A 20,487-nucleotide genomic window follows, 5' to 3' on the forward strand; every position below is an offset into this window, starting at 1 on the left:
GGTGTTTTCCTTGGGTTTTCGCGATTAGCGGGTGATGGGCACGTTCAGATCGGTCAGGAGTCGGTGGATGCGTTCTTCGATGTCGTCGCGGATCGGGCGGACCGCGTCGAGGCCTTGGCCGGCGGGGTCGGGGAGTTCCCAGTTTTCGTAGCGTTTTCCGGGGAAGATGGGGCAGGCGTCGCCGCAGCCCATGGTGATGACGACGTCGGCGGCTTGCACGATTTCGTCGGTCCAGGGTTTGGGGTATTCGCCGGTGATGTCGATCCCGACTTCGTGCATGGCCTCGATGGCGGCGGGGTTGATCTCGTTGCCGGGTTCTGACCCTCCGGACCAGGCGATCGCGTTGTCGCCGGCCAGGTGGGTGAAGAAGCCGAGGGCCATCTGGGAGCGGCCGGCGTTGTGGGTGCATAGGAACAGGACGGTCGGTTTGCCGTCGCTGATCTTGCCTTCCACCCGGGCCAGGGCGTGGAGGCGCTGGCGGGCGAACCGTTCGGCCAGCAGCGGCAGGAAGTTGGGAATGGTGGCGCGGCCGGCGAACTGGTCGTAGGACGAGCAGAGGAACCGTTCGATGGTTTCGGTGCCGAAGGTGCCGTCGAACTCGCCGTGCAGACGGCTCGCCGCGGTTTTCAGGGCGAGTTGTTGGTCGATGGAGAGGTCGTGGCGCAGTTGGTGGGTGACGGGGCTGTCAGTCATCGGCTGGTTCCGTTCTCGTCGTCGAGCCGGTGGGCAGGTGTTGGGAGGTGTGGTGGCTGAACCGATTACGTAGCGCCAGCGAGACGTAGACCAATCCGACCAGGACCGGGACTTCGATGAGCGGGCCGACGACCCCGGCCAGCGCTTGGCCGGAGGTGGCGCCGTAGGTGGCGATCGCCACGGCGATGGCCAGTTCGAAGTTGTTGCCGGCGGCGGTGAACGCCAGGGTGGTGGTGCGCTCATAACCCAGATCCAACAGCGTGCCGAGCAGGTAGCCCCCGCCCCACATGACGGCGAAGTACGCCAACAGAGGTAGGGCGATGCGGGCGACGTCCCAGGGTTGGTGGGTGATCTGATCGCCTTGCAGGGCAAAGAGAATCACGATGGTGAACAGCAGACCGTAGAGGGCCCATGGGCCGATCGTCGGTAGGAACTTGGCCTCATACCAGTCGCGGCCCTTGGTTTTCTCGCCGATGCGGCGGGACAGGTAGCCGGCCAATAGCGGGATGCCGAGGAAGATGAGTACGGATTTGGCGATCTGCCACGGTGAGGTGTCGATGGTGGTTTGTTCCAGGCCGAGCCAGCCGGGCAACACCGACAAGTAGAACCAGCCCAGCACGGCGAACATGATGACTTGGAAGATCGAGTTGAGCGCGACGAGGACGGCGGCGGCTTCGCGGTCTCCGCAGGCCAGGTCGTTCCAGATGATGACCATGGCGATGCAGCGGGCCAGTCCGACGATGATCAGGCCGGTGCGGTATTCGGGCAGGTCGGGCAGTAGCAGCCAGGCGAGTGCGAACATCAGCGCGGGTCCGAGCACCCAGTTCAGGACCAGTGAGGAGAGCAGGAGTTTGCGGTCGCCGGTGACGGTGTCGAGGCGGTCGTAGCGGACTTTCGCCAGCACCGGATACATCATGATCAACAGGCCCAGGGCGATCGGCAGCGAAATCCCGTCGATCTGAACCTTTTCCAGAGCGGTGTTCAGGCCGGGGATCCAGCGGCCCAGCAGCAGCCCTGCGACCATGGCCGCGCCGATCCATAAGGGCAGGAACCGGTCGAGGGTGGAGAGCTTGCCGACGACCGCTGGAGGGGATGTGGTGGTGTCGGTCATGCCGATACTCCCGCCACGGTGTGGGCGGTGGTCGCGCCGAGGAGCACGGCCAGGCTGGCCAGCGCTTCGGGCACCACGGCGTAATACACCCACGACGCCCGGCGCTGCGAGGTCAGCAATCCAGCGTCCCGCAGCACTTTGAGGTGATGGCTGATGGTCGGCTGGGAGACTTCCAGCCCGGGTGAGATGTCACAGACGCAGGCCTCGCTGCCGGCGTGGCTGGCGATCGCCGAGAACAGCTGCAGCCGCACCGGATCGGCCAGCGCCTTGAGCTTGACCGCCATATCCGCCGCCACCGCCGCCGATATGGGTTCGTGCAGCAGGGCGCCCGGAGGGCAACACACTTGATCGGCCAACATCTCCCGGGACTTCGACATACATCGATATTGACAGCTATCGAATCAGATGGCAAATGAACGTCAGGTGAAGATGAGCTGGGCCGCGTGGAAGTCGAAATGGCGCCCTGGGTAGCGGTAGACGTCTTCGAGCGTCATGTAATCGGAGAAGAACGGATCCCATCCCGGCGGGAAGTGCATGCCGCGGCGCAGGGAGTCGTCGGTTTCTCGGGCGAGTCGTTGTTGCAGCGCGGCGATGACCCGGTCGAGTTTGGCGCCCATCCTGACCCGGTTGTAAACCAGGGCGGCGGCACACGATCCGTAGTAGTTGACGTGATGAAACGGCGTGGTCGCGGCGTTGAGCACCCGGGCGTAGGTGACGCTGACGCGGTCAGGCAGTCGGCCCATCACCCGCACCAGGGGCAGCAGTCGCTGCACGACCATGTAGCCGAACACCATGTGGAACAGCAATTGCTCGTTGGTCCAACGGGTTCCGCGCGTCGGGGCGCCCCAGTCGTCGGGACCGGCGGCCGCCAGTAGCTGGTGAAACGTGACACGCGCGCGCTCCAGATCGGCAGCGATGGCGTCGCGGTCCATGCCCCGATCATGCGCCTACCGCGGCCCGTGTGGCCACGGCCGCGGCAGGTCGCGAACGGTCGGCTAGCAGCAGGATGCTGCGGCTTGATCTGACTCCTTGGATGCGCCGCCGCAGCACACATCACCGTCACCCTCACTGGATTCGTCGAGGTGCTGTGGGCTGGCGCCGAATGTGTCGGAGTCGGCCAGCACGGTGTAGACCTCCCATTTCTCCCCGGCCGGGCCGGTCACCCAGACCTTGTCCTGGGTGGCGAAGCAACAGGTGGTGCCGATCTCCTCGTCGGTGAACAGCCCCTCGCCGGTCAGCCGGGCGATCTCGGCATGGACGGCTTCCCTGGACTCCACCTCGACGCCGAGGTGGTTGATGGTGCCGCCCTTACCGGGGTTTTCCAGCAGCACCAGCTTCAGCGGCGGCTCGGTGACGGCGAAGTTGGCATAGCCCGGCTTCACCTTCGCCGGAGTGGTGTTGAACAGCTTGGAGTAGAACGTGATCGCCTCATCGAGATCATCAACATTGAGGGCGAGTTGAACACGGGACATAATCCGCCTCCTCTAGGGCTGAGACATATATCGAATTGACGCGTCGACCTCAGGATGCCACCTTTTTGATATATGTCAAGATTGGTGGCAGGATGGGGTCATGCCCAAAGCGCTGCCCGTGATCGACATGTCCGCGCCGGTATGCTGCGCCCCGGTAGCCGCGGGCCCGATCAGCGACGACGACGCCCTGGCGGTGGCGATGCGCCTGAAGGCGCTCGCCGACCCGATGCGGGTCAAAATCATGTCTCTACTGTTCAGTTCGCGCCCCGGCGAGGAGACCAGCGGGGAACTGGCCGGGGCGCTCGACTTGAGCGAATCCACCGTCAGCCACCACCTGGGCCAACTCCGCAAAGCCGGGCTGGTGATCTCCGACCGTCGCGGCATGAACGTCTTTCACCGCGTCAAACCCGAAGCGCTCCAAGCACTCTGCGTGGTGCTCGACCCCGACTGCTGCACTTAGCCGACAGGTGAGCTGGACACCGTCGCCGCGCGCGCGGGTCAGCTGGGATGCTCCGGAATGACCGCCCCACGGTGAGATGATCAGGTGATCTGTTCGTGAAGGGTGTCGAGTTGGCCGTAGAGCAGCTCGATCGTTGATTGTTGTTCTGCCACGGTGGCTTTGAGTGCGGCGATCTCTTTGTCTTTGGCGGCGAGCCGGTGGCGCAGCGCAGCGTCGATGCTGGTTTCGCGGCCGGCCGGTGCTGGCTGGCGGGCGGCGGGGCGGTCGCGGTACTGCTTGATGAGGGCCACCAGGTCGTCGTGTTTGTAGATGGTCTTGCGGGACACCTTGGCGCGGCGGGACACGGTGGAGAAGTTGATGTCGGCGTTGGTCTTGCGCAGGTAGGCGATCGCTTTTTCGACGGCACGCCGCTTCTCATCGCTGCGGCCGTCGCGGTATTCGGCCAGCGCATTCAGTGCTTTCTGGGTGGGTGGCGGCGGCTTGGGGCGACTCATCGCGGCGTGTCCGGGTCAGCCTTGCGCAACACTGATTCGTGGCTTCCGCGGGCAGCAGTCTGCATCGTGGGTGCCCGGTTGGCGGTACCCGCACCGGCGACGCTGTTTGCGCCGTCATCGGTCACGTCGTCGCGGTGGAGCCGGTCGAGGATGGCGTCCAGGGAGGCGATTTCGCGTCGACGCTCATGGATCCACACGTTGTCGTCGGTGAGCTCGCGCCCGGTGCGGGCACGGTACTGTTCGCGGCGGACGTCGATCAGTTTCAGGGTCCTGGCGCGTTGGTCGACCAGTTCGTCGAGGTGGGTGGCGTCGGTGGCGAAATGCCCGCATGACAAGCAGGCGTTGCCTTTGTCGCAGGTGGCTACCGGTGGCAGCAGGCATACCCCGTTGGGCAGCACCCGGTCGGTGCGGGCCGAGAGCTGGGTCATGTCGTAGATGTCGGACGGGCTGATGGTGATATCGGTGCCATGGGCGCCGATCTTTTTGTGCCGCAGGAACTCCGCTTCGGCGGTCGCTTGCAGGGTGGCGGCATAGCGCAGGGTCATCGCCGGGGAGGCGTGTCCGAGATAGCGCTGCACCACATGGATCGGGACGCCGTCGTTGAGCAGCTCGGTGGCCCGGGTGTGGCGCAGCCGGTGGGTCTGGGAGAACCGCAGCGGGTGGCCGGCGGTGTCGGTGAGACCGTGGATGTTGTCGAGCCGATTGAGGATCCGGCTGTAGGAGTCATAGCTGCGTGGTCGTTGGCCCTGGTGCTGGTAGCGCACCCCGAGGAACAGGTACTTCGTCTCCAAATCCGGGTAACGCCGCCGGATCCAGTCTTGCTGTTCGCTGATCACGTTGACCACGGCCTGCTCGACCAGAATGGTGGGCACCACCCCGTCGACTTTGGTCTGCTGGTAACGCAGTTTGGCCACGAACCCATCGGGAACGTCGGTGGCTCCCGCGGGGCGGTCATGCCCCGGGATCGGCTGCAGCGGGTCGAAATCGAGCATCAGAATCTCCGAGGCCCGGCGCCCGGTCAACGCTTGCAGCAGCCAGATCCGGGCCGCTTGCGGATCGCCGAGACCAGCCACGACCGAGATGGTGGAATCGGGATGGGTGATGACCACCGGTTTGCCCGCATCGGCGGCCAGCACGTCGAGATAGCACAGCATCCGCTGCAGCTCGGCGGTCGAAAACCAGGTCAGCTCCCGGCCGCCGGTAGGGCGTCGGCTGCGAAACGCCGCACCCCACAACCGGGTATGGGTGTCGGTCAACCGGCTCCAGCGAGGATCTCCGGTCGCTGCCGCGGCTTCCTCGGCATGGTCCACCATGAACGTGTAGAACATCTGAATCTTGGACTGGACGACCGCGATCGTCGCCGCCGACAGCGGACGCTCCGGTTTGGCCCGCGCGGCAGGTGATTTGAGGTATTCGGTGAACTCGGTGAACACCAGCCGCAGCGCCGCCCGGTCGGTGCTGATCACCGGATCATCGATCCCGCGTTCGACCAAGAATGGACCCAGATGGCGGGTGATGCCGCGGGTGCGGCCGATCACCGACGACCAGCGCAGCAGTTCAGCCGTCAAACAGGTGCGCAGCCAGAACCGCACCCCTTCACGCAGCCAGACCGGTTCGATCCCTCCGAGGCGGGCAACCTGGTCATGGCAGGGTTCGTGCTCACGCTGCGGGATGCGGGGATCAGCGTCCAGATCCCAGATGTCATGAGCCCACCATGGCCGGTCGGTGCAGCGGACCGACACGTACAGGTGCAGGTGCTCGATGAAACTGGCCACGTTGCGCCGAAACCCGGCCGAGGGCAGCCGACCGGTGCGGCGCTCGAACTCGCGTACCCCGTGACGCACGATGGCCTCGGCGCTCAGATCAGCGACACTGACCGGGTAACGCCGGTGCCGTTGGTGGTAGTCGGCGGCGGCGATGCTCAGTGCACCGCTGGTCCATTTCAGCAGCGACGGTTCGATCTTGCGACGTTCTTCGTGTCCACACAGCCACACCCACCACGCGAGCTCCTCGCACAACCGTTGCGGCACACCCTGCGGGGTGAAGTCGTGGCCGTCCGGGGTGGGCCGGTAGCGCGGGTTGCGCTGAAAGACCGTGTTGGCCGGGCCGGTATCCAGGTGATAGACCAGCCTGCGCCACTGCGGCGGCACTTGTTGCCACTGCTGTGTCCACCGATCCCCGGCGGCACCGCGCGTCGGTGGGGTATGCGCTGGTGCAGGACTGTCATTGCCCGTCACGGTTCACCTTCCACCCAGCGACATAGTTCTTCCATTCGGCCAGCGTGCGCATCTCGGCGTCGGCGGTCACCCACCCGTAGGTCGACAACGTGGTCTGCACGTCGGCGTGACCGAGACGACGCATCACCACATGCACATCCACCCCAGCCAGCAACAACGCGGTGGCGTGGGTGTGGCGCAGCCAGTGCGGCGTCCACTGCTCAGGCAGCACGCCGGTTCGGCGCGCGGTGATCAGATCCACCTTGTCGTAGATGGTTTCCGGTCGCAGCGGGGCATAGCGCACGCCTCGCACCAGGTTGACAAACACGAAACACGACGCCAGATCGCCGACCGTGACATCCGCGCCGGCGGCCACCAACTGCCACACGTACTCGGTGTAGAGGGCGACCAGATCGTCGCCGATGTAAATCCGGCGCGGGCCCGATTTCGCGCGCACCCCGTGCGGATGATCATCACGGCCCGCCACCATCACCGATGGGGTACCGCCACCGGCAATATCAAAATCACTGTGGCGCAACGACAACGCCTCACCGAGCCGCATCCCGGTTTCGGCCAACACCGCGAAGAACAACCGGTCACGCAGCCCCGCCCCGCCGCCCGACCATTCACCCGAGACCGTCTGGACACTGCACGCATCCAAGATGGCGTTGACCTGCACCGGCAGCAGCACCGGTGTTTCGGCGCGCTGCAGGCCGCGGAGCCGGTGAATCGGCCCGTCCTGCTCGCGTTTCGGGCCGACCCCGGCCAGAAACGGTGCATAGCGGCCCCGCCGGGACGTACGAGCATGACTGGCGTACAACCGCCGGTAGGGGCGCACCAGGTCATGGGCATTGGCGAAATACCGGTACATCGACAACACCGCCGCACTGCGCGGCAGCAGCGAGGATTCGGCCAATCTCTGCTCCGGTTCACCGATACGGGCCACCCCAGGCAGATCCCCGGTGCGCAGATAAGCCAGGAACTGGCCAAACAGACTGGTGGGGAAGTCATCCCACGCGGTACCGGTACCCTCCAGCACCGTCCACCACGCCGCCAGCCCATAGGCATAGGCGCGCAGCGTGTTCGGTGAGCCCCCTTGGTTGCGCAGAAACGTCAGGTACTCGCGCGCCGGGGCCACGGGCAGCTTGTCGACGCCGACCACCGTGTAGGTGGGTGGCCGGTCCTCAAAGCGCACCCGCTGCACCTGTGCCACCGTCAGCCGCACCCCACCACATTCACGATGGCCTGCCCTTACGGAAATCGTCCAACCGGATCACCTGGGAGCCGCCATCGGCCGGTGGGGCCGCGGTGCGGCCATGGCCGACACTGGCCGCGACCGGATTATGCTCGGCCGCCGGCGCCGGCCGCTGCGTGGCCAAAAACCAATCCAGCACATCAGCGGGATAGATCATCGAATCCCGGGCGCTCAGCATCCGCACCGACGCGCCGCCGTAGCAGCGCTCCACCCACTTACGCAGCAGCCGGGGCCGCTCCGGGACGCGGTCAGCCCACCCCGGTTCCGTCATACCCCACGTGTGCCCGGTATCCGGGTTGATCCGTGAATGCAGCTGGGTGGTCAACATTTTCGCCCGATCCGGCGCGATCAGCCCCGAATCCCGCAGATGCATGATCAACGACCCCAACGACAGACCCCACTTGGCTTTGAGCGGACGCAGATTCAACAGCGACATCACCCGCGGCAACTCACCGGCGATGACCCCTGCCGGGGCCAACAACTCGGTCGCGAACCGGTTTGCCTCCAACTCGTCGGCGGCACTGACCGAGCAATAGGCGTGACTGTGCAACACCAAATGACCGAGCTCATGGGCGACCGTGAACCGGGTCCGCTCCCACGAGTCGCTATCCCTCAACACCAGCAGCGGCCGGTCCCGTAACCGGCCCACCCAACTCGAATACCCCAAATGCCGCTCATCACGAGAACGCCCACCGGTAGCGGCGAATTCGCTTTCCCATTCACCGGCGACCCGGCGCCGGACAATCACCGGAGCACCCAGCCGCTCGGCCTCATACATCAAATCGTCAAGCGGCTCATCGGGTTCCAGTCCCATCGCCTCACGCAGACGTGCTGCGGCCACCGTGATCGAACTGTGTGCCAGCTCATCGGGACTGACCGTCGGAACCTTCACCGGAGGCAGCTTCGACCGGCCATCGAGCTCACCGAGAAAATCGCCTGCCAACGACGCGAACGTCGCCAGAAACTCCTGCTCACCCAACGTCATTGACTTCGGCGCCCGAAACAGCAACTCGTTCGCGGTGATCCGTGTCCGCGGCTCCGAGCTGAAAAACGCTGCAGGAAACCGGAACAACCCCGCCAGCAACGCAACATCGCCGTCGTCGAGCCGCACCGTCAGCGACTTCTCAATCTGGGACTGCCGTGACGTACTCCAGCCTGTGGCTTCCACCACCGACCGTGCCGTCATCCGCCTCAACAACCGGGCCTGCCGGACCCGTGCACCAAAAACCTCAATCATCGTGCGCTCAATTCAACGTCACCGGGTTGGGAAACCCACATGCACCCAACACTGTGCACGATGGCTACGACGATTTCGGCGGACCGTCCTCCTCGTCCTGATCGCTCGCAGCGTCCTCGTCGACCTCGGCGAAGTCGTCGTCGCGGCGCCGTGTCCCGAAAGTCCCCGGTCCCGCGCCCTCCCGACGGCTCCCGCCGAGACCAACATTGAATGAGCGGTCCTCCATGATCGGCGGCGGCAACGGTGTCCGACCGTAAAGAACCTCCACATTGTCGAGGAGTAGTCCCGCCGCGAGGACCGCGCCGCCGAAAAACCCGCGACCGTCCGGCCACCACAACAGGTATTCCCGATACTTCTGCGGCTCGGGAATACCCTCTTCGCCACCGATCGGGTGACCCAGCACCTCCTCGATGCTGTACTGCTCCCCACCCGGCACAAACGGCACAGTCTCGATCAGCTGACCAGTCCGCCGATTGCGCGGATGCTTGCGCACATAAATCCGCGAGCCCTTCCCGTCGAGCAGAAGAACTCCCATCCCGTTGCCCGCCTTGACTTTTAGAGTCGAATCGGGAGTCTCCCGCCGTAACCGCGATAGCAGAAACGTTTCCAACACCGAGCACGACACCGTGATCGGTCGCACATTGCTGCCCTGATCGACAAAACGATCTGGGACTTCCGGATGCCGCGCAGCCAGATCCCCATGCGCCTCGCCCAAAACCTGAGCATGCTGCCGGACGAGTTCCTCCACCAACTGCTGAGGATCGTCGTGTAGTTCCATGGGGTAAACATTTACCCCGGTATCCCACACTCAACCTCGCGCCACGCCGCTGCCGGTCGGCAAAATTTTGGCTGCTCATACCTAATAGGTTACATGTATGCGTGGATAAAACTGCACTTCAACACACCTTTAAGGCGTGTTTTGAGAATTTAACGCCTGATAAGGTCCGGGTTCGGTTTTCCACCTGCAGGGCGACCTGGTGGACCAGAACCGGTTGTCGGCCTGCGCCGACCTGTTGATGACGACGAGCCCGAATGTCCTGGTGTACAGCGCGATCGACGGATGGCGTCGCCAAATGGTGCAGTATGGTCACGAATTGATGGGCGCCGCACTGGAATTGGCGCGCGATACCCGACGCGAGATCGAGGAGATCGACGACATCGAGGTGCTGGACGACGAGTTGCTGGGGGAGCAGGCGTCTCATGATCTGGACCGGTTGCAGGTGTTGATCGACGTCTCGGGCACCGGATGCTCCGGGTATCAGGCGGCCGACTGGCTGCGGGAGTACTGCCAGCTCGATCTGGGGATGTCCGACCACCGCCGGGTGCTGGCCACCATGTCGCTGGCCGACGGGCCCGACACCGCGGGCCGGCTGGTCGAGGCACTCAAACTGTGGCGCAAGGCCGCACATGATTTCGATCCGCCACCCCGGATCGATCTGCCCACTCCCGAAGAGCTGGAACTGGAATCGGTGATGGCGCCGCGCGACGCATTCTTCGGCCCGGTCGAGGACGTTCCGGTGCAGCAGGCCGTCGGCCGGAATTCTGCTGAGCAGATCACCCCGTATCCGCCGGGCATCCCGGCGGTGGTCCCCGGTGAACGGCTCAACCAGGCCGTGTTGGATTACCTGTGTACCGGGCTGGCGGCGGGGATGAATTTGCCGGATCCGGCCGATCCGGAGTTGCGCACCGTTCGGGTCACCGCATAGGCCAGCCGAAGGTCGGCGACCAGCCCGTCGAAGGCCTGCTCTCGAGTTTCCGCGGGCCCGCGCAGCACTGCGGACGGGTGAATCGTCGCCACCAGCGCCGGATCCCCGCACGATTCCAGCCCGTCGGCGTGCAGGATCTCGCTGCGATGGTGAGTGAGACGAAAGTCGTTGCCCAGCAGGGACTTGGCCGCGGTGGCACCGAGCAGCACCACGGCTTGCGGTGCCACCGAGTCCAATTCAGCAAGAATCCACGGGCGGCAGGCCACCACTTCGGTACGGCTGGGGGGTCTTGTGGATGCGTCGCTTGCCGCGTTCGGCGGCGGTGAACTTGAAATGTTTGACCGCGTTGGTCAGATACAGCTCGTCCCGCTCGATCTGTGCGGTGGCCAGCGCTTTGTCCAGCACCCGGCCGGCCGGACCGACGAACGGCGCCCCGGCGCGGTCCTCGCGGTCGCCGGGCTGCTCGCCGATCAGGACGACTCGAGCCGACGCCGGCCCGGCCCCGAACACGGTCTGGGTGGCATCGCGGTACAGCGAGCACCTTTCACAGTGCCGGGCCGCCGCGGCCAGCTCCCCCAGATCATGCGTGGCGGGGACGAACTCCTGGGCTCCACCCATGGGTCCGGAATACCCGGTGCGGCGTTTCGCCACGCCTGTGACGGGTATTCGGTTCTCGTACAACAGGAGATGGTTGACATGACCGGGGAACAGGTCGTAGGCAAGCGGATACTGCACCGCAGACGAAGCGTGGAAGCCGTGGCACTGGGAGCCGGCTGTCGAGTGGCTGTGAAGAACGTGGTGCGGGCGTGGGCATTACAGCCGGGGCTGGCCTGGCCGCTGGGCTCGATCGACCGGATCGTCGGACTTGTTCCCGGTCGTCTCACCGCGTCGGTGCGCCCGGTGAGGTTGCCGAACTGTCCCGCCGAAGTGGTGCGGGCCCAGGGCGCTTCAGCGCGCACCGCGATTCTGTACCTGCACGGCGGGGCGTTTCTGACCTGTGGGCTCAACACGCATCGCGCGCTGGCGGCGCGATTGTCGGCCACGGCCGACGCCGCGGTGCTCAACGTCGGCTATCGGATGTTGCCCGCCTGCGGCCTGGCCGACGCCGTTGACGATGCGCTGGCCGGCTTGTCGTGGTTGCGGCAGCGAGGTTATGGCCCGGACCGGGTGGTGATAGCCGGTGATTCCGCGGGCGGTTATCTGGCCTTCGCGGCGACGCTGAAGGCACTGGCTCGCGGCGTCGTCCCGGCGGCCGGGCTGGCTGCGATCTCACCCCTGATCGATCTGGACCCGGCGGCAAGCTGGCCCACCACAACATCGCCCGCTGTTCGATGTTCACCGCAGCGGCATTCTCCGCCTTTGCCCGCCGCGTGAGCCGAAGCCGGTGCCGTGGCGGCGCAGAACCGATCGATCCGGCCACGGCAGATCTGTTCGGGCTGCCGCCGGTGATGATCCACGTCAGTGCGGACGAATCTTTGTTGGTGGATTCGGAATTGGCGGCCCAGCGGCTGGCGGACGCTCAGGTTTTGTGCGAGCTGCACGTGTGGCGGGGACAGATCCACGACTTTCCGTTGGCGGCCGACATCCTGCCGGAGGGACGGCGGGCGCTCGGTTATCTGGGCGACTTCGTCAAAGGCGTGACGGCCAGGGCTTCGGCACCCCGGACGTTGCGTTTGCCGGCGGGCGGCCTCGGGTATCCGGCGGCAGATGTCAGTTGACCGACGACGCCGAAATCGGTTTTTTCCAGCCTGGTTCGGAGGTTTTGATGAGTGACACGGATATGGGACCTGACGACACCTTGTCGCCGAGCGAGTCGACGGACTCCGACGAGCTCGCCAACGCCGACGGCGACGAAGTGGTGGATCCCCCCGAGGAGTGGCACGGCGCCGACCGGGCCGAAGAGGACGAGACACTGGACCGCAAGCTGGCTGCCGAGGAACCTGAGCAGCCCGCCGGGGGCCGTCGGCGTGACGAGGGCGACGAGGGCGACGAGTCGTTCTACTCCGTGGTGCCGTGACGACCGCGGCGGGTGTCAGCCGAAGGCGGCCCGCAGCGCGGCGCACTGGCTGGCCATGAAGGCTTGGGCCACCGGGGTTTTCGCCGCGATCTGGTCGAAGCCGTGGAAGGCGCCGTACACCTCTTCGACCTGGCAGTCGACCCCGGCGGCGCGGAGGCGCTCGGCGTAGGCCATGTCTTCGTCGTGGAACAGGTCAAGGGTTCCCACCCCGATCCAGGCCGGGGGCAACCCGGCCAAGTCGGTGCGGCGTCCGGGCACCGCGACCGCCGGGTCGGCCGCACCGAGATAGGCGGACCAACCGAACTTGTTGCTGCCCTGGGTCCACAGCCGATGCCCGGGGTTCTCGAGGTGTGGACCCACCGAGCGGTCGTCGAGCATCGGGTACACGAGGATCTGGGCGGCGAGCGGTACCTCGCCGCGGTCGCGCGCCAGCAGGGCCAGGGCGGCGGCCAGACCGCCGCCAGCGCTGGCCCCGGCCACCGCGACCCGCGTCGGATCGACCGCGGGTAGACCGGCGAGCCATTTCAGGGCGTCGTAGCAGTCTTCCAACCCGGCCGGGTAGGGGTTTTGCGGGGCCAGGCGGTACTTGACTGCAGCCACGGTGGCCCCGAGTTCCCTGGCGAAGCGTCGGCACAGGGCGTCGTCCTGGGCCGGGCTGCCCAGGACGTACCCGCCGCCGTGGATCCACAGCAGGGCCGGCGTCGGCGCGGTGACACCGGCGGGACGGTACAACCGGACGCCCACACCCGAGGTGAGCGTCAGGACCTCGACATCCTTGGGTGTCTGGCGGTTCTGCAACCCGGTCAGCCGTTGCAGCAACGGCAGCGAACGCCTGGTCACCAGCTGGCGGGGGATGAAGCGAGCCATGCGCTCGAGGTCGGGATGAAACGCGGTGCTGGAGGTCACACGTCTTTTCTACCGTGCCGTCGGGGCAGCCGGTGTCGAAGCCGACAACAACGTCGCGATCGGGTTGGCCGCAGTCCGTGAGTCACCCGATGGGCGACGCTTCACACCGGCGCCCGTGACCACAGATCTGACGATCGGCGACTTCTCGCCCGGTCGCGCCGCCGCGAACGTGCGCAAATTGCTGTCCTGACATGGCGTGTCGGGGGGCAAACGCGCACGCTCGCGGTGCAACTACTTGAGCAGCGGGTCGCGGGGCAGGCCCAGGATGCGCTCGGCGATGGTGTTGCGGGTGATCTCCGAAGTACCGCCGGCGATGGTCATGGCCCGGTTGCCGAGGTAGGCCCGGGTCAGCTTCGGCGTCTGACCGGTCACCCCGGCGGTGCCGACCAGATCCATGCCGAGCTCGGTGAGGTGCTGAGAATGCTCGGCCACCAGCAGTTTGGTCACGTTGCCCTCGGGGCCCGGCTCGGCTCCGGCGATGGCGCGGCTGACCCGGCGCAGGTTCAACAGCCGCAGCGTGTGCCCCACGGCGATCACCTCACCGGCCCGGCGGACATAGCGCGCGCCGTCGGGATCGGCATCGATGAGCGCCACCAGCTCGTCGGCGTCGAATCCGGTCGGCGCCGCCGAGCCGCCACCGATCGAGATCCGCTCGTTGCCCAGGGTGGCCCGGGCCACGAGCCAACCCTTGTTCACGTCGCCCACCACGTCGGCGTCCGGCACGAACACGTCGTCGAAGAACACCTCGTTGAAGTGCGCGTCACCGGTCAGCCCGCGCAGCGGATTCACCGTCACCCCAGGGGCTTTCATGTCGATCGCCATCATCGTGACGCCGGCGTGCTTGGGTGCGTCGGGATCGGTGCGCACGGTGGCCAGTCCCCACTGGCAGTGCTGGGCCAGGCTGGTCCACACCTTCTGCCCGGTGACCCGCCAGCCGCCGTCGACCTTCTTGGCCGAGGTACGCACCGCGGCCGCATCCGAACCGGCACCGGGCTCGGAGAACAGCTGGCACCACATGACCTGCCCGCGCAGCACCGGCTCCACCCAGCGCTCGCGCTGCTCGTCGGTCCCGGCCTGGGCGATGGTCAGGGTCACCCAGCCGGTGATCCCCATGTCGGCGCGCTTGACGTCGATGAATTCTTCCTCGATCACCAACTGTTCCAACACATTTGCCGCACGGCCATAGGGCTTGGGCCAATGCGGTACCAGGTAGCCCGAGTCGACGAGGTAGTCGCGGCGCTTGTCCTCGGGCAGGGCCTGCACCGCCGATGCGGCGGCCCGGGCGTCCTGCCGGTACTGCTCCGCCTCGTCCGGGAGCGCGAAGGAGGCCCCGTGCGCCTGCCCGCTGCGCTGTCCGTCGACGACGTCGACCAGCGGATCGGCGCCGTCACCGAGCACCGCGGCCAGGGTCCGGGCCCGGCGCAGGTAGAGGTGCGCGTCGTGCTCCCAGGTGAAGGCGATACCGCCGTGCAGCTGAACGTTGTTCTGCGCACAGAAGATCTGCGCCCGGATCGCGTGCGCGGCGGCCACCGCGGCGGCGAACCAGGCCCCGTCGAGATCGTCGGCGCGGGCGGCGTCCCACACCGCGGCGGTGGTCTGCTCGGCGTCGACGAGCATGTTGGCGGCGTGGTGCTTGACGGCCTGGAACGTGCCGATGGTGCGGCCGAACTGCTCGCGCACCTTGGCGTACTCGACGGCCATGTCCAGTGCGGCCCAGGCGACGCCGACGGCCTCGGCCGAGCCGAGGATGCGGAACACGGTGCGGGCCGCCCGGGCCGCGCCACGCAGGACCCGGCTGTCGTCGACGGCCGCCGCGCGCAGCTCCACCGCGCCGATGCTGCGGGTGGGGTCCAGCGAATCCTCGGCGGTGACGGTGACGCCGTCGGCCGTGGCGTCCACGATGACGACGTCGTCGCCGGCGGCCAGCACGAGAACGTGGGCGTCGGGCGCCCCCAACACCGCGCGGGCCTGCCCGCCGAGCCGGCCGTCGTCACCGACACTCACCGAGCCGGCCAGCCCGAGTGCGCCTACGGTCGCGCCACTGGCAAGGCCCGGAAGTAGTTCGGCCCGAACGGAATCCGGTGCGTAGCGGTCGATGACGACGGCGGCCGACACGCTGGGCAGGAACGGCCCGGGGCACAGTTCACGGCCGGCGACTTCGGCCACCACGGACAATTCCGAGAGACCGAACCCGGACCCGCCGTACTCCTCGGCCAGCGCGAGCCCGTTCCAGCCGAGTTCGGCGCCGGCGGACCAGATCTGGTCGGGGTAGCTCCCGGGGCTTTCCAGCGTGGCGCGCGCGGCGGCGCGGCTGTCGAACCGCTTGAGCTGTCCCAGCGCAGCGTCGGCGAGATCCTGGTGCTCTTCGGTGATGGCCAGCGCAGACTTCGTCATGGTTAGCGAAGCTAACGGGGACATGGTGGCCACGTCGATGTGTTGCGGATCACATTTTGGCGGCAGGTGAACAAGTCGGCGAAGTTGTCACCTGTGTCAAACCGCTGCGCGGTACGCTCGCGCAATGACGGCACGACCGGACAGCCGGTATCCCGCACCGACCCTCGCTGATCGGGCACGATGGTTGCTGCGGGCCAAGCCCGCCGACCACATGCTGGCGCTGAGCGTGGCATCAGCTTCGCTGCCGGTCGTGGGCAAGCACCTGGAACCGTTCGGAGCGATGGCGGCGATGGGGGTGTGGGGCTTCCGTCATCTCCCCGAGTTCGTGACCGCCTCGGCGAAGTCCTGGGTGGCGCCGGGAAACGGCGACCTGCGCAAGGCCGAGCGCGAGCAGACCACGGCGGCGGCGCAGGCCGGGTTGCGCGGTGTGGTGCCGGCAACTGACCTGGCCATCGACTGGCCGGCCCCGGACAGCATGCCGCCGTTGTGGCACACCATGGAGTACCGGCGCGACGTCTACCGGACCTCGGTGCGCTACGGCGACGACCCGGCGCAACTGCTCGACGTGTGGCGGCCCGAGAACCTGCCCGCCCAGCCGGCGCCGGTGTTGTTGTTCGTCCCCGGCGGTGCCTGGGTGCACGGTGGCCGGATGCTGCAGGGCTATGCGCTGCTGTCGCATCTGGCCCGGCAAGGCTGGGTGTGTCTGTCGATCGACTACCGGGTGGCCCCGCACCACCGCTGGCCGCAGCATCTCTCCGACGTCAAGGCCGCCATCGCCTGGGCCCGGGCCAACGTCGACAAGTTCGGCGGTGACCGTCACTTTGTGGCCGTCGCAGGCTGTTCGGCCGGCGGTCACCTGGCGGCGCTGGCCGGTCTCACCCCGAATCAGCCTGACCTGCAAGGTGATCTCCCCGACGGTTCCGACACCAGCGTCGACGCCGTGATCGGTATCTACGGCCGCTACGACTGGGAGGACCGCTCCACCGAGGAGCGGGCCCGGTTCGTGGACTTCCTGGAGCGGGTCGTGGTGGGCCGCACGATCGACCGGCATCCCGAGATCTACCGGCAGGCCTCTCCGATCGCCCAGGTGCACCCCGATGCCCCGCCCTTCCTGGTCGTCCACGGCACCGGCGACAGCGTGATCCCGGTGGCGCAGGCCCGCAGCTTCGTCGACCGGCTCAAGGCGGTGTCTCGGTCGGCGGTGGGCTACATTGAGCTGCCCGGGGCCGGGCACGCGTTCGACATGACCGACGGCGCCCGCACCGGGGCGATGTCGACCGCAATTGGCTTGTTCCTCAACCACATTCATCGAAACAGGGCGATTGACCACACTAAAGCGGTTATATAGACGCCTCCACATCTGGGAGGGACACCGTGAAACGGTTGAGTGGGTGGGACGCGTTCCTGCTGTACACCGAGACGCCCAACGTGCACATGCACACGTTGAAGATCGCGGTCATCGCGCTCGACGATCTGGGTGGGCGCAAGTTCGGCATCGACGAGTTCCGTGAGGTGATCCGCGGTCGGCTGCACAAGTTGGACCCGTTCGGCTATCAGCTCGTCGACATCCCGTTCAAGTTCCACCACCCGATGTGGCGGGAGAACTGCGACGTCGACCTGGAGTACCACGTCCGGCCCTGGCGGGTGCGCGCCCCGGGCGGGCGCCGTGAACTCGACGAGGCGATCGGTGAGATCGGCAGCACCCAGCTCGACCGCAGCCGGCCGCTGTGGGAGATGTACCTGGTCGAAGGCCTGGCCGGCGGAGGCGGGGCCGACCATGGGGACGGGGGCGGGGGCGGGCGCATCGCCGTCGTCGGCAAGATCCACCATGCGCTGGCCGACGGGATCGCCTCGGCCAATCTGCTGGCCCGTGGGATGGACCTGCGCGAGGGCCCGCAACGTGACGAGGCTTCGTATGCTCCCGACCCGGCGCCCACCAAATCTGAGCTGGTGCGTTCGGCGTTCGCCGACCACATGCGCCAACTCGGCCGGTTGCCGGGGACCTTCCGCTACACCGCGCAGGGCTTGGGGCGGGTGCGGCGCAGTCACCGCAAACTGTCGCCCGAACTGACCCGGCCGTTCACCCCGCCGGCCAGTTTCATGAACCACTTCCTCGGCGCGAAACGCACGTTCGCCACGGCCACCTTGGCGTTGGCCGATGTCAAGGAGACCGCCAAGGCGCTCGGCGTCACGATCAACGACCTGGTGCTGGCCATGTCCTCGGGGGCGTTGCGCAAGTTGTCCCTCAAATACGACGGCCAGGCCGACCATCCGCTGCTGGCGTCGGTGCCGATGAGTTTCGACTTCTCCCCGGACCGCATCTCGGGCAACCGGTTCAGCGGGGTGCTGGTGGCGTTGCCGGTCGATGTCGCCGACACCGCCGAGCGGGTGCGCTGTGCGCACGAGGCCGCCGCGTTGGCGAAGGAGAGCCATCAACTGATCGGGCCGGAGCTCATCGCGCGGTGGGCGGCGTACATGCCGCCGGCTCCGGTGGAGGCGGCGTTCAAGTGGTTGTCCAACCAGGACGGCCAGAACAAGGTGCTCAACCTCAACATCTCCAACGTGCCGGGCCCACGCGAACGCGGCAAGGTCGGCGGGGCCACGGTCACCGAGATCTATTCGGTCGGTCCGATCACCACCGGCAGCGGGCTCAACATCACGGTGTGGAGCTATGTGGACCAGCTCAACATCTCGGTGCTCTCCGACGACGTCACCGTCGACGATCCACACGAGGTCACCGACGGCATGATCGAGGAGTTCCGTGAGATCCGGCGGGTGGCCGGGCTTTCCGACGAGCTCACCGTCGTCGAGTCCGCGATGCCCCAGTAACCCCTGCCCCAGTAACCCTGCCCCAGTAACCCCTGCACCGCGAGCGTGCGCGCCTGTCGCCGACACGCGGGTCACGGTCGGCATTTTGCGCACACTCGCGCGCGGCTGCCGAGACGCTCCGATCGGTTTTGTCGGATGGCCTCAGCGTGCCGCCGCGGGTGAGTAGTATTTTTCCAAGCAGAACTTGGAAAAACTCCTGTGGAGGCCGCAATGCGCGTCGAAGTCGACCTGGACCGCTGTGAAGGCAATGCCGTGTGCGTGAACCTGGTGCCGGAGCTGTTCGAACTCGACGACGACGATTACTCCGTCGTCAAACTCGATCCGGTACCGCCCGAGCTGGAAGAGCGTGCCGCCCGGGCCATCGAGGAATGCCCACGCGCTGCGCTGCGGCGCGGCTGAACTTGCTGCGCGAGCGTGCGCATAACGCTGGGTTTTGGCGGCGTGCCCAGGGGCAGACGCGCACGCTCGCGGGGTGACGCGCGCCGCCTACTGGATCGGCTCGTCGCCGAGCACCGTGGTGCGCAGCATGTGGCGCGGTGAATTGGGCTCGTACGGCGCCGCACGATGCAGCACGCCCTGGTTGTCCCAGATGACGGTGTCGCCGACGGACCACGTGTGGCGGTACACCTTGTCCGGCGTGGTGGCGTGGGCGAGGAGCTCGGCCAGCAGCGCACGCCCCTCGTCGCGATCCATCCCGACGATGTAATCCGCAGATGCGCCCAACACCAACGACTTTCGCCCGTTTCGGTGGGTCCACACCAGCGGGTTCTCGTGGGTCGGGCGCGCTGCCCAGCGCTGCCGTTGCTCAGGGGTGGGATCCGGGTATACCCGCCGCTGTGAAGCCTCCAGCGAGTGCACCACCCGCAGCCTGCCGTAGTGCTCCTTCTCGGCTTCGTCGAGTGAGTCGTAGGCCGCATACGCGTTGGCGAACTCGGTTTCGCCGCCACGGGCGGCCACCTCGACGGCCGACAGCACGGTGGCCTTCTGTGGGCATTCGTCGTGCAGTGGCGTGCAGCCGTCGATGTGCCAGTCGAAGGTGGCCTTGAGATACTCGGCGGCCTTGTTCTTGGTCTTGTCCAGGGTGATGGGGTAGATGCCCGAGACCGGGTGGTGGCCGTCGGACGAGCGGTCGATCTCACCGAGACGCTCCGAGAAGGCCACTTGGGCTTCGGGATTCAGGCCCAGGCTGCGGAACACCAGGACGCCGTTGTCTTCCAGGGCAGCCAGGACGGCGGCCGCCAGGCTGTCGTCGCCGGCCAGGCGCTCCGGGTCGGCGCCGACAACCTCGGCGCCGACTGACGCGGTCAGCTTGTTGATGGTCAACACACTCATCGGTGTGTCCTTTCGTGTTCGGTGGCGGCTACGGTCGGGGTTCTCCGGTGCGGATCATGACGGCGTCGGCCGAGTCGGCGGGAGCCGCCTGGTGCATGATCTCCACCGACATCGCGACCATGACCAACGAATAGATCAGGTGCAGCAGGTTCAGCGCATCGTCGGGCACGTCGTCGAGCGGAAACTTGTCGCAGTACTCGATCGCCTCTTCGACCCGGGGGAAGAACGCGTCGTAGAACTCGTGCATCTCGGGCATGGTGCTGGCCAAGCGACGTTCCCAGCGTTCGGTTTCGGTGGGCAGACACCAGATCTCGGCGTAGGGCTCCAGTTCGGCGAAGGCACTGGGCAGCTTCGAGGATGTCATC

General features: G+C 66.7%; 19 protein-coding genes and 3 pseudogenes. 7 read left to right on the forward strand and 15 right to left on the reverse strand.

Annotation, left to right across the window (positions count from 1 at the left end):
* Positions 1-24 precede the first annotated feature (24 nt).
* The 5 genes from FR943_RS00955 to FR943_RS00975 all read right to left on the reverse strand — a co-directional run bounded on the left by FR943_RS00955 (position 25) and on the right by FR943_RS00975 (position 3,276).
* Positions 25-693 (reverse strand): arsenate reductase ArsC, encoded by a 669-nt coding sequence (locus FR943_RS00955; RefSeq protein ID WP_036432590.1) that lies wholly within the window; start codon positions 691-693, stop codon positions 25-27.
* Positions 686-1,804, reverse strand: coding sequence for an ACR3 family arsenite efflux transporter (gene arsB, locus FR943_RS00960; protein WP_036432593.1), 1,119 nt, complete (start codon positions 1,802-1,804; stop codon positions 686-688). The genes FR943_RS00955 and arsB overlap by 8 nt, the downstream gene beginning before the upstream one ends.
* A complete protein-coding gene (locus FR943_RS00965; protein ID WP_036432596.1) occupies positions 1,801-2,181 on the reverse strand; it encodes an ArsR/SmtB family transcription factor in 381 nt (126 codons plus the stop codon). Before FR943_RS00965 ends, arsB begins: the two co-directional genes overlap by 4 nt.
* A gap of 42 nt (positions 2,182-2,223) precedes the next feature.
* Complete coding sequence (locus FR943_RS00970; RefSeq protein ID WP_036432600.1) at positions 2,224-2,736, reverse strand: DinB family protein; 513 nt, start codon at positions 2,734-2,736, stop codon at positions 2,224-2,226.
* Between the two features lie 63 nt (positions 2,737-2,799).
* On the reverse strand, positions 2,800-3,276 hold the full coding sequence (locus tag FR943_RS00975) for an ArsI/CadI family heavy metal resistance metalloenzyme (protein ID WP_036432603.1): 477 nt from the start codon (positions 3,274-3,276) through the stop codon (positions 2,800-2,802).
* Positions 3,277-3,376: 100 nt separating this feature from the next.
* Between FR943_RS00975 and FR943_RS00980 the strand changes: the two genes are divergently transcribed.
* Positions 3,377-3,736, forward strand: a complete 360-nt coding sequence (locus tag FR943_RS00980; protein ID WP_036432606.1) for an Rv2640c family ArsR-like transcriptional regulator — start codon at positions 3,377-3,379, stop codon at positions 3,734-3,736.
* 80 nt (positions 3,737-3,816) lie between these two features.
* On the opposite strand, the gene FR943_RS00985 is transcribed toward FR943_RS00980, so the two are convergent.
* From FR943_RS00985 to FR943_RS01005, 5 genes are all read right to left on the reverse strand, one after another.
* Complete coding sequence (locus FR943_RS00985) at positions 3,817-4,230, reverse strand: DUF6262 family protein (RefSeq protein ID WP_036432609.1); 414 nt, start codon at positions 4,228-4,230, stop codon at positions 3,817-3,819.
* Complete coding sequence (locus FR943_RS00990) at positions 4,227-6,467, reverse strand: tyrosine-type recombinase/integrase (protein WP_072279042.1); 2,241 nt, start codon at positions 6,465-6,467, stop codon at positions 4,227-4,229. Before FR943_RS00990 ends, FR943_RS00985 begins: the two co-directional genes overlap by 4 nt.
* Entirely contained in the window at positions 6,454-7,659 is a 1,206-nt protein-coding gene (locus FR943_RS00995) for a tyrosine-type recombinase/integrase (protein ID WP_036435507.1), read from the reverse strand. Before FR943_RS00995 ends, FR943_RS00990 begins: the two co-directional genes overlap by 14 nt.
* 22 nt (positions 7,660-7,681) lie before the next feature.
* Positions 7,682-8,938: a helix-turn-helix domain-containing protein gene (locus tag FR943_RS01000; protein WP_070930154.1), complete on the reverse strand. Its 1,257-nt coding sequence runs from the start codon at positions 8,936-8,938 to the stop codon at positions 7,682-7,684.
* 64 nt (positions 8,939-9,002) lie between these two features.
* Positions 9,003-9,716, reverse strand: a complete 714-nt coding sequence (locus FR943_RS01005) for a hypothetical protein (RefSeq protein ID WP_049234150.1) — start codon at positions 9,714-9,716, stop codon at positions 9,003-9,005.
* Between the two features lie 169 nt (positions 9,717-9,885).
* Here FR943_RS01005 and FR943_RS01010 point away from each other — a divergent pair.
* Positions 9,886-10,644 (forward strand): annotated as a pseudogene (locus FR943_RS01010) (Orn/Lys/Arg family decarboxylase); the annotation flags it as partial.
* Here FR943_RS01010 and FR943_RS01015 read toward each other — a convergent pair.
* Positions 10,560-11,262: pseudogene (locus FR943_RS01015) on the reverse strand (UdgX family uracil-DNA binding protein). The pseudogenes FR943_RS01010 and FR943_RS01015 sit on opposite strands and share 85 nt — an antisense overlap.
* A gap of 69 nt (positions 11,263-11,331) precedes the next feature.
* On the opposite strand from FR943_RS01015, the pseudogene FR943_RS01020 reads away from it, so the two are divergent.
* Both FR943_RS01020 and FR943_RS01025 read left to right on the forward strand, forming a co-directional pair.
* Positions 11,332-12,362, forward strand: a pseudogene (locus FR943_RS01020) (alpha/beta hydrolase).
* Positions 12,363-12,409: 47 nt separating this feature from the next.
* Positions 12,410-12,661, forward strand: a complete 252-nt coding sequence (locus FR943_RS01025; protein ID WP_372448055.1) for a hypothetical protein — start codon at positions 12,410-12,412, stop codon at positions 12,659-12,661.
* A 15-nt stretch (positions 12,662-12,676) separates the two neighbouring features.
* Here the strand turns inward: FR943_RS01025 and FR943_RS01030 are convergent, their stop codons facing one another.
* Positions 12,677-13,528, reverse strand: a complete 852-nt coding sequence (locus tag FR943_RS01030) for an alpha/beta hydrolase (protein ID WP_217154733.1) — start codon at positions 13,526-13,528, stop codon at positions 12,677-12,679.
* A gap of 270 nt (positions 13,529-13,798) precedes the next feature.
* Positions 13,799-15,961, reverse strand: a complete 2,163-nt coding sequence (locus tag FR943_RS01035) for an acyl-CoA dehydrogenase family protein (RefSeq protein WP_217154438.1) — start codon at positions 15,959-15,961, stop codon at positions 13,799-13,801.
* Between the two features lie 124 nt (positions 15,962-16,085).
* On the opposite strand from FR943_RS01035, the gene FR943_RS01040 reads away from it, so the two are divergent.
* From FR943_RS01040 to FR943_RS01050, 3 genes are all read left to right on the forward strand, one after another.
* Entirely contained in the window at positions 16,086-17,309 is a 1,224-nt protein-coding gene (locus tag FR943_RS01040; protein WP_217154439.1) for an alpha/beta hydrolase, read from the forward strand.
* A gap of 26 nt (positions 17,310-17,335) precedes the next feature.
* Positions 17,336-18,790 carry a WS/DGAT/MGAT family O-acyltransferase gene (locus FR943_RS01045; RefSeq protein WP_217154440.1) on the forward strand — a complete coding sequence of 485 codons (1,455 nt, stop codon included), beginning with the start codon at positions 17,336-17,338 and terminating at the stop codon, positions 18,788-18,790.
* Positions 18,791-19,000: 210 nt separating this feature from the next.
* Complete coding sequence (locus tag FR943_RS01050) at positions 19,001-19,189, forward strand: ferredoxin (RefSeq protein WP_217154441.1); 189 nt, start codon at positions 19,001-19,003, stop codon at positions 19,187-19,189.
* Positions 19,190-19,276: 87 nt separating this feature from the next.
* Here FR943_RS01050 and FR943_RS01055 read toward each other — a convergent pair whose 3' ends face one another.
* Together FR943_RS01055 and FR943_RS01060 are read right to left on the reverse strand one after the other, a co-directional pair.
* Complete coding sequence (locus FR943_RS01055) at positions 19,277-20,122, reverse strand: TauD/TfdA dioxygenase family protein (protein ID WP_217154442.1); 846 nt, start codon at positions 20,120-20,122, stop codon at positions 19,277-19,279.
* Between the two features lie 28 nt (positions 20,123-20,150).
* Complete coding sequence (locus FR943_RS01060; RefSeq protein WP_217154443.1) at positions 20,151-20,486, reverse strand: hypothetical protein; 336 nt, start codon at positions 20,484-20,486, stop codon at positions 20,151-20,153.
* Position 20,487 lies beyond the last annotated feature (1 nt).

The sequence above is a fragment of the [Mycobacterium] fortunisiensis genome (genome assembly GCF_019050325.1).
Lineage (GTDB): Bacteria > Actinomycetota > Actinomycetes > Mycobacteriales > Mycobacteriaceae > Mycobacterium > Mycobacterium fortunisiensis.